This window comes from Pseudomonas sp. NPDC089401 (genome assembly GCF_044749485.1).
In the GTDB taxonomy this organism is placed as follows: Bacteria; Pseudomonadota; Gammaproteobacteria; order Pseudomonadales; family Pseudomonadaceae; genus Aquipseudomonas.
On sequence record NZ_JBIVIA010000007.1, the window covers coordinates 12,806 to 24,594 of the forward strand.

Consider the following 11,789-nt stretch of genomic DNA (forward strand, 5'->3'; position numbering starts at 1 on the left):
AAACCCGCTCCCACAGATACTGCACCGCTTGTTCGGCTTGTGCTGTACCTGTGGGAGCGGGTTTACCCGCGAATGGCCCTAAGCAGATCTATCTGACCTGCCCCAGGTTCGCCTCGCTCATATCCAGCTCCCCCAGCACCTGCCTGACCACCTCATCCCCCACCAGATGCTGGCGATGCAGGTTATACAACTCAAGCCGCTGCGCCCGCAGCGCCCGCAAGCGCAAACGCCGCTCCAGCAAATCCATCTGCTCGGCCAGTGCCCGTGCCTCGGCCGTGTCGTTGTAGCTGTCCAGCTCATCCCGGTATTCGGCCATCAACCGCGCCTTCAGCTCGGTTGCCATGGCTGCCTGTGCCGCATCCTGGGGTGCGCTGGCATCGATCACTTCTTCCGCCTCCAGTGCATGGATCGCCGCCTCCGCAGTACGTCGCCAGGCCTCCTGCACCTCCTGGTGCAAACGTTCGTCAGGGCTCTTGGTAATCCCGCGCAACAACAGCGGCAAGGCAATGCAGGCACTGATCAGCGAAAGCAGGATCACACCCGCAGCAATGAAGATCAGCAGGTCACGCTCGGGGAACGCCTGCCCCGCGCCCATCAGCAAGGGCACCGACATCACGCCCGCCAGGGTCACCGCCCCGCGCACACCGCCGAGGGTCAGCAGCCAGCAGGAGCGCATGGTCGGCATCATCACCAGCGCCGGTTTGCCGCGCCAGCGGCGAATCACACCGATCGCGCGCCAGATGCTCTGCACCCAGACGAAGCGCAGCAGGATCAACGCCGCGAAGATCGCCAGCACATCCAGGCAGCGCCAGGCCAGGGTTGGCCAGACGGTAGCCTCATGGCTGACCACGGCCTTGATGATGTCCGGTAGCTGCAAGCCAAGCAGCAGGAAGATCAAGCCGTTGAACGCGAACTCCAGCAGCGACCAGACGCTGCGATTGAGCAGGCGGGTGCTGGTCTGCCGGGGCAGCAGGTCGAGCCAGCTCTGCATCATGCCGGCGGCCACCGCCGAGAGGATGCCCGACACGCCCAGGCGTTCGGCCAGCACATAGGCGGCGAAGGGCAGCAGCAGCATGAACACCACGTGGGTCGCCGGGTCATCCCAGCCACGGGCGATCATCCAGGCGCGCAGGCGGCCGATCAGCCAGCTCAACGCCACCCCTACCGCCAGGCCGCCGAGGGCGACCAGGACGAAGCTGAAACTGGCATCGGCCAGCGAGAACGCCCCGGTGATGGCCGCCGCCAGGGCGAACTTGAAGGTCACCAGGCCCGAGGCGTCGTTCATCAGCGCCTCGCCTTGCAGCATGTGCATCAGCGGGGTGGGCAGGCGATCCTGGGTGATCGCCGACACCGCCACGGCGTCGGTCGGCGACAGCACGGCAGCCAGGGCAAAGGCCACCGGCAGCGGGATGCTCGGCAACAGCCAGTGGATGAAGTAGCCCGCGCCGACCACGGTAAACAGCACCAGGCCCACGGCCAGGGCCACCACCGGGCCACGAATGCGCCACAGCTCGCGCTTGGGAATGCGCCAGCCGTCGGCGAACAGCAGCGGCGGCAGGAACAGGAACAGGAACAGCTCGGGGTCCAGGGCAACGTGCAGGCCCAGGGTTGGCCAGGCCAGCAGCGCGCCGGCGGCGATCTGCACCAGGGGCAACGGCAGCGGGATCATGCGCCCGACCAGTTTCGACACGCTTACCAGCGTCAGCAGGATGAGGACGGTGTAGGCGGACTGCATCCGTGAGGGCTTCCTTTGTGAACCTAGAACGATGGACAGGGCGAGAGATCGCCATTGAAACAATATGTTAGCGGGGACAGATGAATCGATACCGCTGCACGATAGTCGCAGGTGGCGGGTGAATATGTAACATGATGATACTTCGGCCTTGTGGGTTGTGCAGATTTGGCCACCTATTGGTCTGGAGGCATGCACACCCGTGGCGCTCAAACAATCGTTCCCGCATAATCCCGCGACTGACATTCGGAAATGGAGAGATTGGGGCAGCCTGTGGCCTCAATGCACACGATGACCTATACGCTCTACGGCATCAAAGCCTGCGACACCATGAAAAAGGCACGTACCTGGCTCGAAGACCAGGCCATCGCCTACGAATTCCACGACTACAAGACCCAAGGCATCGACCGTGACAGCCTGAACCGCTGGTGCGACGAACACGGCTGGGAAGTCATCCTCAACCGTGCCGGCACCACCTTCCGCAAGCTCGACGACGCCAGCAAGGCCGACCTCGACCAGGCCAAGGCCGTCGAACTGATGCTGGCCCAGCCGTCGATGATCAAGCGCCCGGTGCTCGACCTGGGCGAACGCACCCTGGTCGGCTTCAAGCCCGACCTGTACGCCACCGCGCTGGCCTGAGCCCCTACCCTATTTCGCACGAGGTAATCACATGTCCAATACCCTGTTCAGCCTGGCCTTCGGTGTCGGCTCCCAGAACCGCCAGGGCACCTGGCTGGAAGTGTTCTACGCACAACCCCTGCTCAAACCGAGCGCCGAGCTGGTCGCTGCGGTAGCACCAATCCTCGGCTACGAAGGTGGCAACCAGGCCATCGCCTTCAGCAACGCCCAGGCTGCCCAGCTGGCCGAAGCCCTGAAAGGCGTCGACGCTGCCCAGGCCGCCCTGCTGACCCGCCTGGCCGAGAGCCACAAGCCGCTGGTCGCCACCCTGCTGGCCGAAGACGCTGCGCTGTCCTCGACCCCAGAGGCCTATCTCAAGCTGCACCTGCTGTCGCACCGCCTGGTCAAGCCGCATGGCGTGAGCCTGGCCGGTATCTTCCCGCTGCTGCCGAACGTGGCCTGGACCAACCAGGGCGCAGTCGACCTGAGCGAACTGGCCGAACTGCAACTGGAAGCGCGCCTGAAGGGCGAGCTGCTGGAAGTGTTCTCGGTGGACAAGTTCCCGAAGATGACCGACTACGTGGTCCCGGCCGGCGTGCGTATCGCCGACACCGCCCGTGTGCGCCTGGGCGCCTACATCGGCGAAGGCACCACCATCATGCACGAAGGCTTCGTCAACTTTAACGCCGGCACCGAAGGCCCGGGCATGATCGAAGGCCGCGTTTCCGCCGGCGTGTTCGTCGGCAAGGGCTCGGACCTGGGCGGCGGCTGCTCGACCATGGGCACCCTGTCCGGTGGCGGCAACATCGTCATCAAGGTCGGCGAAGGCTGCCTGATCGGCGCCAACGCCGGTATCGGCATCCCGCTGGGCGACCGCAACACCGTCGAAGCTGGCCTGTACATCACTGCCGGTACCAAGGTGAACCTGCTGGACGAGAACAACGAGCTGGTCAAAGTGGTCAAGGCCCGCGACCTGGCCGGCCAGACCGACCTGCTGTTCCGCCGCAACTCGCTGAACGGCGCCGTGGAATGCAAGACCCACAAGTCGGCCATCGAACTGAACGAGGCGCTGCACGCCCACAACTGAGACGTGTCGGCCCCGTTGGCGAGCCTTGCTCGCGAACCGGCCATTCTCAGCGTCTGAAATGCTAAGATCGGGTCTGGCGCCAAAGTGCCAGACCCGATTTTCATTCCAGGCCCCGCGAACATGTTCCAGCCCTCCCCCTGGCGCGCCGATTTCCCCGCTATCGCCGCCCTGCAACGGCAGCACCAGACCTACCTGGACAGCGCCGCCACCACCCAGAAGCCCCAGCCCCTGCTCGACGCCCTGAGCCATTACTACGGCCACGGCGCGGCCAACGTGCACCGCGCCCAGCACCTGCCCGGCGCCCTGGCGACCCAGGCCTTCGAGGCCAGCCGCGACAAGGTGGCCGCGTGGCTGAATGCGCCAAGCTCAAGGCAGATCATCTTCACCCACGGAGCCACCTCGGCGCTGAACCTGCTGGCCTATGGCCTTGAATACCGCTTCGAAGCGGGCGACGAGATCGCCGTCAGCGCCCTGGAACATCACGCCAACCTGTTGCCCTGGCAGCAACTCGCGCAGCGGCGCAACCTGCGCCTGGTGGTACTGCCGCTGGACGATCATGGCCATATCGACCTTGACCAGGCCCTGCAACTGATCGGCCCGCGCACCCGCGTGCTTGCCGTCAGCCAACTGTCCAACGTGCTCGGCACCTGGCAACCGCTGCCCGCGCTGCTGGCCCATGCCCACGCGCAAGGCGCGCTGACCGTGGTCGATGGCGCCCAGGGCGTGGTGCATGGCCGCCACGACGTGCAACAACTGGGCTGCGACTTCTACGTGTTCTCCAGCCACAAGCTGTATGGCCCCGACGGCGTCGGCGTGCTCTATGGCCGCAGCCAGGCGCTGGCGTTGCTGCGCCACTGGCAGTTCGGCGGCGAGATGGTGCAACTGGCCGACTACCAGAGCGCCAGCTTCCGCCCGGCGCCGCTGGGCTTCGAGGCAGGTACCCCACCGATCGCCGGGGTGATCGGCCTGGGGGCCACGCTGGACTACCTGGCCAGCCTCGATGCCCACGCCGTCGAGGCCCATGAGGCCAGCCTGCACCAATACCTGCTGCGAGGCCTGGCAGACCGCGAGGGCATACGCATCCTGGGGACGCCTCAAGCAGCACTGGCCAGTTTCGTCATCGAAGGCGTGCATAACGCCGATATCGCCCACCTGCTGACCGAACAGGGCATTGCCGTGCGTGCCGGGCACCATTGCGCCATGCCGCTGCTCAAGGGTTTGGGCCTGGAGGGCGCGATTCGCGTATCGCTGGGGCTGTACAACGACAGCGATGACGTACAGCGCTTCTTCGAAGCGCTCGATCAGGGACTGGAGTTGTTGCGATGACGCTGCCGGAGCAAGCACGCCAGGCGCTGGAAGCGTTTGCACAGGGCAAGGGCTGGGAGCAGCGTGCGCGGCTGCTGATGCAGTGGGGCGATCGCCTGGAACCACTGGACGACGCCGAAAAAACCGAGGCCAACCGCGTGCATGGCTGCGAGAGCCTGGTGTGGCTGGTGGCCGGGCAGGTTGACGGCCAGTGGCGGTTCAAGGCGAGCAGCGATGCGCGCTTGTTGCGCGGGTTGCTGGCGTTGTTGCTGGTGCGGGTGCAGGAACTGGCCAGCGAAGAATTAGCCGCAGTTGATTTGCGTGAATGGTTTACACAGTTGGGACTGGAGCGGCAACTTTCACCTTCGCGCAGCAATGGTTTGCATGCGGTGTTGCAGCGGATGGCAGAGTTGGCAGCCAGCCGCTGAATCGGCGGCGCCTGCTTCGCGGGCAAGCCCGCTCCCACAGGGACAGCGCCAGGCCCAAGGGCAACGCTTTACCTGTGGGAGCGGGTTCACCCGCGAAGAAGCACATGCAATTTATTCAGGTTTGACCCGCTCCGAGGGCCGCCGCGCCCCGGCCACCAGCTTCTCGATCGCCTTGCTCGCCGCCACCATGCCAAAGGTCGCGGTGACCATCATCACCGCGCCAAAGCCCCCGGCACAGTCCAGGCGCACGCCCTCGCCGACGAAACTCTTCTGCAGGCAAACGCTGCCGTCACCCTTGGGATAACGCAGCTGCTCGCTGGAAAACACGCACGGCACGCCATAGTTGCGGCTGGTATTGCGCGAGAAGTTGTAGTCCCGGCGCAGGGTCGAGCGCACTCGAGAAGCCAGTGGGTCATTGAAGGTCTTGTTGAGGTCGGCGACCTGGATCTGTGTCGGGTCGATCTGCCCGCCCGCGCCGCCGGTGGTGACGATGGCGATCTTGCGCCGCCGGCACCAGGCGATCAGCGCTGCCTTGGCCATCACGCTGTCGATGCAGTCGACCACCGCATCCAGCTGCTCGGTGATGTGCTCGGCCATGCTGTCGCGGGTGACGAAGTCCGCTACCGCATGCACCGTGAGCGCCGGGTTGATCGCCCGCAGGCGCTCGGCCATCACCTCGACTTTTGGCCGCCCCACCTGGCCTTCCAGGGCATGCGCCTGGCGGTTGGTGTTGCTGACGCAGACATCGTCCAGGTCGAACAGGCTGATCTCGCCCACGCCACTGCGCGCCAACGCCTCGGCCACCCACGAGCCGACCCCGCCGATTCCGACCACGGCAACGTGGGCATTGCCCAGGCGCTGCAAGCCTTCGTCGCCATACAGCCGGGCAACGCCGGCGAAGCGTGGATCTTCTGTGCTCATGTGGATACCCCTTGGCGCCCTACCGCAAAAAACCGGCGCGCATTATAGGCCAGCCGCCGCATTGACCTCCACCGTTAGGAAAGACCCCACCATTGCTGCTTTAATGACCTACCACTTGGACAAAAACGGACCACAATGTCTTCTCGCAAATTCGGCCTCAATCTGGTGGTGGTCCTGGCCATCGCCGCGCTGTTCACCGGCTTCTGGGCGTTGATCAACCGCCCGGTTTCCGCACCTGCCTGGCCGGAACAGATCTCCGGCTTCTCGTACTCGCCCTTCCGCCTCGGGGAGAGCCCGCAAAAGGGCCAGTACCCCAGCGATGACGAGATTCGCCAGGACCTGGAGCAGATGAACAAGCTCACCGACAACGTCCGTATCTATACCGTCGAAGGCACCCAGGCCGAAATACCCCGGCTGGCCGAGGAATTCGGCCTGCGGGTGACCCTGGGCATCTGGATCAGCAAGGACCTGGAACGCAACGAACGCGAGATCGCCAAGGGCATCGAACTGGCCAACCACTCGCGCAGCGTGGTGCGCGTGGTGGTCGGCAACGAAGCGCTGTTCCGCGAAGAGGTGACGCCTGAGGAACTGATCCAGTACCTCGACCGCGTGCGCGCCGCCGTCAAGGTGCCGGTGACCACCAGCGAGCAGTGGCACATCTGGAAGGAACACCCGGAGCTGGCCAAGCACGTCGACCTGATCGCCGCGCACATCCTGCCGTACTGGGAGTTCGTGCCGATGAAGGATTCGGTGCAGTTCGTCCTCGACCGCGCCCGCGAGTTGCGCCACCAATTCTCGCACAAGCCGCTGCTGCTCTCGGAGGTCGGCTGGCCAAGCAATGGCCGCATGCGCGGTGGTGCCGACGCCACCCAGGCCGACCAGGCCATCTACCTGCGTACCCTGGTCAACACCCTTAACCGCCGTGGCTACAACTACTTCGTCATCGAGGCCTACGACCAGCCCTGGAAGGCCAACGACGAAGGCTCGGTGGGCGCCTACTGGGGCGTGTACAACGCCGAGCGCCAGCAGAAGTTCAACTTCGAGGGGCCGGTGGTGGCGATCCCGCAATGGCGTGCCCTGGCGGTGGCCTCGGTGGTGCTGGCGATGATCGCCCTGGCCGTGCTGCTGATCGACGGCTCGGCCCTGCGCCAGCGCGGGCGCACCTTCCTGACCTTCATCACGTTCCTGTGCGGCTCGGTGCTGGTATGGATCGCCTACGACTACAGCCAGCAATACAGCACATGGTTCAGCCTTACCGTCGGCGTGCTGCTGGCGCTGGGCGCGCTGGGCGTGTTCATCGTGCTGATGACCGAGGCCCACGAACTGGCCGAAGCGGTGTGGACGCTCAAGCGCCGCCGCGAATTCCTGCCGGTGCACGAGGACAGCGCCTATCGGCCCAAGGTGTCGGTGCATGTACCGTGCTACAACGAGCCGCCGGAGATGGTCAAGCAGACCCTCGACGCCCTGGCCGCGCTGGATTACCCCGACTATGAAGTGCTGGTGATCGACAACAACACCAAGGACCCCGCCGTGTGGGAGCCGCTCAAGGCCCACTGCGAGAAGCTCGGCGAGCGCTTCAGGTTCTTCCACGTCGCGCCCCTGGCCGGCTTCAAGGGCGGCGCGCTGAACTACCTGATCCCGCACACAGCCAAGGACGCCGAAGTGATCGCGGTGATCGACTCGGACTACTGCGTCGACCGCAACTGGCTCAAGCACATGGTGCCGCACTTCGCCGACCCGAAGATCGCCGTGGTGCAGTCGCCGCAGGACTACCGCGACCAGCACGAAAGCGCCTTCAAGAAGCTCTGCTACAGCGAATACAAAGGCTTCTTCCACATCGGCATGGTCACCCGCAACGACCGCGATGCAATCATCCAGCACGGCACCATGACCATGACCCGGCGCAGCGTGCTGGACGAGCTGGGCTGGGCCGAATGGTGCATCTGCGAGGACGCCGAGCTGGGCCTGCGGGTATTCGAGCAAGGCCTGTCGGCGGCCTACTCCCACAACAGCTATGGCAAGGGCCTGATGCCCGACACCTTCATCGACTTCAAGAAGCAGCGCTTCCGCTGGGCCTACGGCGCCATCCAGATCATCAAGCACCACGCCGGCGCCCTGCTGCGCGGCAAGGGCAGCGAACTGACCCGCGGCCAGCGTTACCACTTCCTGGCAGGCTGGCTGCCGTGGATCGCCGACGGCATGAACATCTTCTTCACCGTCGGCGCGCTGCTGTGGTCGGCGGCGATGATCATCGTGCCGCACCGGGTCGACCCGCCCCTGATGATCTTCGCCATTCCGCCGCTGGCGCTGTTCTTCTTCAAGGTCGGCAAGATCCTCTTCCTCTACCGCCGCGCGGTGGGGGTCGACCTCAAGGACGCCTTTGCCGCGGCGCTGGCGGGGCTGGCGCTGTCGCACACCATCGCCAAGGCGGTGCTCTACGGGTTCTTCACCAGCAGCATGCCGTTCTTCCGCACGCCGAAGAATGCCGACAGCCACGGGCTGCTGGTGGCGATCGCGGAAGCGCGGGAAGAGCTGTTCATCATGTTGCTGCTGTGGGGCGCGGCACTGGGCATCTTCCTGGTGCAGGGGCTGCCGAGCTCGGACATGCGTTTCTGGGTGGCGATGCTGCTGGTGCAGTCGTTGCCGTATCTGGCGGCGTTGGTGATGGCGTTTCTGTCTTCGTTGCCCAAGCCGGCGGAGAAAGCCGCAGAACCGCAGCAGGCTTGAGATTTTGGGGGCGCTTTGCGCCCCTTTCGCGACACAAGGCCGCTCCTGCAGAAACGCGCCCCTTGTAGGAGCGGCCTTGTGTCGCGAAAGGGCCGCAAAGCGGCCCCATTCCCCAGAAGGTTTGATATAAGATAACGCCCCTCAGATTTTCCCGCCTTGCCTTGCCCCGGAGTTCCCCATGACGGCCCCAGCCGAGCTCTCGCCTACCCTTCAACTGGCCTGCGACCTGATCCGTCGCCCCTCGGTCACCCCCATCGACGCCGACTGCCAGGCGCAGATGATGAACCGCCTGGGCGCCGTGGGCTTCCAGCTGGAGCCGATGCGCTTTGAAGACGTCGACAACTTCTGGGCCACCCACGGCAACCAGGACGGCCCGGTGCTGTGCTTCGCCGGCCACACCGACGTGGTCCCGACCGGCCCGGTGCAGCAATGGCAGCACGAGCCGTTCGAGGCGCTGATCGACGCCGACGGCATGCTCTGTGGCCGTGGCGCCGCCGACATGAAAGGCAGCCTGGCGTCCATGGTGATCGCCAGCGAGCGCTTCGTGCAGGACTACCCGGACCACCGCGGCAAAGTCGCCTTCCTGATCACCAGCGACGAGGAAGGCCCGGCCCACCACGGCACCAAGGCCGTGGTCGAACGCCTCAAGGCACGCAACGAGCGCCTGGACTGGTGCATCGTCGGCGAGCCGTCGAGCACCACCCTGCTCGGCGACGTGGTCAAGAACGGCCGCCGCGGCTCGCTCGGCGCCAAGCTGACCGTGCGCGGCAAGCAAGGCCACGTGGCCTACCCGCACCTGGCGCGCAACCCGATCCACCTGGCCGCGCCGGCCCTGGCCGAACTGGCTGCCGAGCACTGGGACGAAGGCAACGCGTTCTTCCCGCCGACCAGTTTCCAGATCTCCAACCTCAACTCCGGCACCGGCGCCACCAACGTGGTCCCGGGCGATCTGACCGCGCTGTTCAACTTCCGCTTCTCCACCGAGTCGACCGTCGAGGGCCTGCAGGCGCGGGTCTCGGCGATCCTCGACAAGCATGAGCTGGACTGGTCGATCGACTGGGCGCTGTCGGGCCTGCCGTTCCTCACCGAACCTGGCGAACTGCTCGACGCGGTGGCGGCCAGCATCAAGGGCGTCACCGGCCGCGATACCCAGCCATCGACCAGCGGCGGCACCTCCGATGGCCGCTTCATCGCCACCATGGGTACCCAGGTGGTCGAACTCGGCCCGGTCAACGCCACCATCCACCAGGTCGACGAGCGCATCCTGGCCAGCGACCTCGACCTGCTGACCGAGATCTACTACCAGACCCTGGTCCGGTTGCTCGCCTGATGCTTGCCTGCCCTCTCTGCCAGGCCCCCCTGGGCCTGCTCGACAACGGCGTGGTGTGCCCGGCCGGCCACCGCTTCGACCGGGCCCGCCAGGGTTACCTGAACCTGCTGCCGGTGCAGCACAAGAACAGCCGCGACCCGGGCGACAACCAGGCCATGGTCGAAGCCCGCCGCGACTTCCTCGACGGCGGCCACTACGCCCCGGTAGCTACCCGCCTGGCGGAACTTGCCGCCGAGCGGCAACCTGACGCCTGGCTCGACATCGGCTGCGGCGAAGGCTACTACACCGCGCAGCTGGCCCAGGCCCTGCCTGACGCCGACGGCTACGCCCTGGACATCTCCCGCGAGGCGGTCAAGCGTGCCTGCCGGCGTGCGCCCGAGGTCACCTGGATGGTCGCCAGCATGGCCCGCGTGCCCCTGGCCGACGCCAGCTGCCAGTTCATCGCCAGCGTGTTCAGCCCGCTGGACTGGGCCGAGGCCAGGCGCCTGCTGAGCCCCGGCGGCGGCCTGATGCGGGTCGGCCCGACCAGCGGCCACCTGATGGAATTGCGCGAGGTGCTCTACGATGAAGTGCGCCCCTACGCCGACGACAAGCACCTGGCCCTGGTGCCCGAAGGCATGGCCCACGCCCACGGCGAAATCCTCGAGTTCCGCCTGAGCCTGGCCGCACCCAAGGCTCGCGCCGACCTGCTGGCGATGACCCCGCACGGCTGGCGGGCCAGCGCCGAGAAGCGCGCCCGGGTGATCGACCAGCCCGAGCCGTTCGAGGTCACGGTTTCCATGCGTTATGACTATTTCGTGCGCCAAGACTGAGCACACCCGGAGCCCTTATGCGCCAACCTGATATCGAGATTTACCTGAAGGACGCCGACGTCGACCACCAGCAGATTGCCGCGTGGCTGGCCCAGGCGATCGGCCCGTGCAGCGAATGGAAGCAGAAAGGCCAGACCTACAAGTGCCAGGCCGGTAACATTCCGGTGACTTGGTTACCCAAAGCTGTAGGGAAATGGAACAGCCTGTACCTGGAAAGCGACCAGACCCCATGGGCCGATGACGTCGCCTGCGCCCGCGCCGCGTTCACCGCGCTGAACGTCGAAGTGCGTTGCGCGCCCGGTGGCTGGGTCGAGGAAGACGGTGAGGAAGATGCCGATCGCTGGATCCGCATAAGCGCCGACGGTGAAGAGGAAATCACCTGGCGTACGTCCTGAAGCAACACTGCGGTTTTCTGTAGGAGCGGCCTTGCGTCGCGAATGGGCTGCGGAGCAGCCCCGGCAATGGTGCGAACAACAGGATGACCCGGGGCCGCTTCGCGCCCCTTTCGCAACGCGAGGCCGCTCCTACAAAGGCCGCGCCAGGCGGCCTCTGCGACCAGAGGCTCAGAGCCCGACTACGTCTTCGGCTTGCAGGCCTTTCTGGCCCTGCACGCAGGCATACTCCACCCGCTGCCCTTCGACCAGGGTACGATGCCCCTCACCGCGGATCGCCCGATAGTGGACGAACACATCCGCACCACCTTCGCGCTGAATGAAGCCATAGCCCTTGGCATCGTTGAACCACTTTACATTCCCAGTCTCACGAGACGACATCTGAACTACTCCGGATTTTTATTGTGAAGATCGCCTTGTAGACACAGGGTGTCCTC

Annotated in this window: 11 protein-coding genes; 8 read left to right on the forward strand and 3 right to left on the reverse strand. The window is 65.5% G+C overall.

Annotated features, from left to right (window positions below; translation table 11 throughout):
- Positions 1–88: 88 nt before the first annotated feature.
- Complete coding sequence (locus ACIP21_RS16690; RefSeq protein WP_400689534.1) at positions 89–1,735, reverse strand: Na+/H+ antiporter; 1,647 nt, start codon at positions 1,733–1,735, stop codon at positions 89–91.
- A gap of 288 nt (positions 1,736–2,023) precedes the next feature.
- Here ACIP21_RS16690 and ACIP21_RS16695 point away from each other — a divergent pair, with 288 nt between their 5' ends.
- The 4 genes from ACIP21_RS16695 to ACIP21_RS16710 all read left to right on the forward strand — a co-directional run bounded on the left by ACIP21_RS16695 (position 2,024) and on the right by ACIP21_RS16710 (position 5,170).
- Entirely contained in the window at positions 2,024–2,371 is a 348-nt protein-coding gene (locus tag ACIP21_RS16695) for an ArsC family reductase (protein ID WP_400690218.1), read from the forward strand.
- A gap of 31 nt (positions 2,372–2,402) precedes the next feature.
- The gene (gene dapD, locus ACIP21_RS16700) at positions 2,403–3,437 is read left to right on the forward strand and encodes a 2,3,4,5-tetrahydropyridine-2,6-dicarboxylate N-succinyltransferase (protein WP_400689537.1); all 1,035 of its coding nucleotides are present in this window, start codon (positions 2,403–2,405) and stop codon (positions 3,435–3,437) included.
- A 120-nt stretch (positions 3,438–3,557) separates the two neighbouring features.
- Complete coding sequence (locus ACIP21_RS16705; protein ID WP_400689540.1) at positions 3,558–4,763, forward strand: cysteine desulfurase; 1,206 nt, start codon at positions 3,558–3,560, stop codon at positions 4,761–4,763.
- Positions 4,760–5,170 (forward strand): SufE family protein, encoded by a 411-nt coding sequence (locus tag ACIP21_RS16710; RefSeq protein ID WP_400689542.1) that lies wholly within the window; start codon positions 4,760–4,762, stop codon positions 5,168–5,170. The genes ACIP21_RS16705 and ACIP21_RS16710 overlap by 4 nt, the downstream gene beginning before the upstream one ends.
- Before the next feature lie 111 nt (positions 5,171–5,281).
- Here the strand turns inward: ACIP21_RS16710 and tcdA are convergent, their stop codons facing one another.
- Positions 5,282–6,091, reverse strand: coding sequence for a tRNA cyclic N6-threonylcarbamoyladenosine(37) synthase TcdA (tcdA, locus tag ACIP21_RS16715; RefSeq protein ID WP_400689545.1), 810 nt, complete (start codon positions 6,089–6,091; stop codon positions 5,282–5,284).
- Positions 6,092–6,226: 135 nt separating this feature from the next.
- Here tcdA and ACIP21_RS16720 point away from each other — a divergent pair, with 135 nt between their 5' ends.
- The 4 genes from ACIP21_RS16720 (at position 6,227) to ACIP21_RS16735 (ending at position 11,355) form a co-directional block, all read left to right on the forward strand.
- Positions 6,227–8,818, forward strand: a complete 2,592-nt coding sequence (locus ACIP21_RS16720) for a glycosyltransferase (protein WP_400689548.1) — start codon at positions 6,227–6,229, stop codon at positions 8,816–8,818.
- 178 nt (positions 8,819–8,996) lie between these two features.
- On the forward strand, positions 8,997–10,148 hold the full coding sequence (dapE, locus tag ACIP21_RS16725) for a succinyl-diaminopimelate desuccinylase (RefSeq protein WP_400689550.1): 1,152 nt from the start codon (positions 8,997–8,999) through the stop codon (positions 10,146–10,148).
- Positions 10,148–10,960 (forward strand): putative RNA methyltransferase, encoded by an 813-nt coding sequence (locus ACIP21_RS16730; protein WP_400689553.1) that lies wholly within the window; start codon positions 10,148–10,150, stop codon positions 10,958–10,960. Before dapE ends, ACIP21_RS16730 begins: the two co-directional genes overlap by 1 nt.
- A gap of 17 nt (positions 10,961–10,977) precedes the next feature.
- Positions 10,978–11,355 carry a hypothetical protein gene (locus ACIP21_RS16735; RefSeq protein WP_400689554.1) on the forward strand — a complete coding sequence of 126 codons (378 nt, stop codon included), beginning with the start codon at positions 10,978–10,980 and terminating at the stop codon, positions 11,353–11,355.
- 168 nt (positions 11,356–11,523) lie between these two features.
- Here ACIP21_RS16735 and ACIP21_RS16740 read toward each other — a convergent pair whose 3' ends face one another.
- A complete protein-coding gene (locus tag ACIP21_RS16740) occupies positions 11,524–11,733 on the reverse strand; it encodes a cold-shock protein (RefSeq protein WP_003252255.1) in 210 nt (69 codons plus the stop codon).
- Between the last annotated feature and the right edge of the window lie 56 nt (positions 11,734–11,789).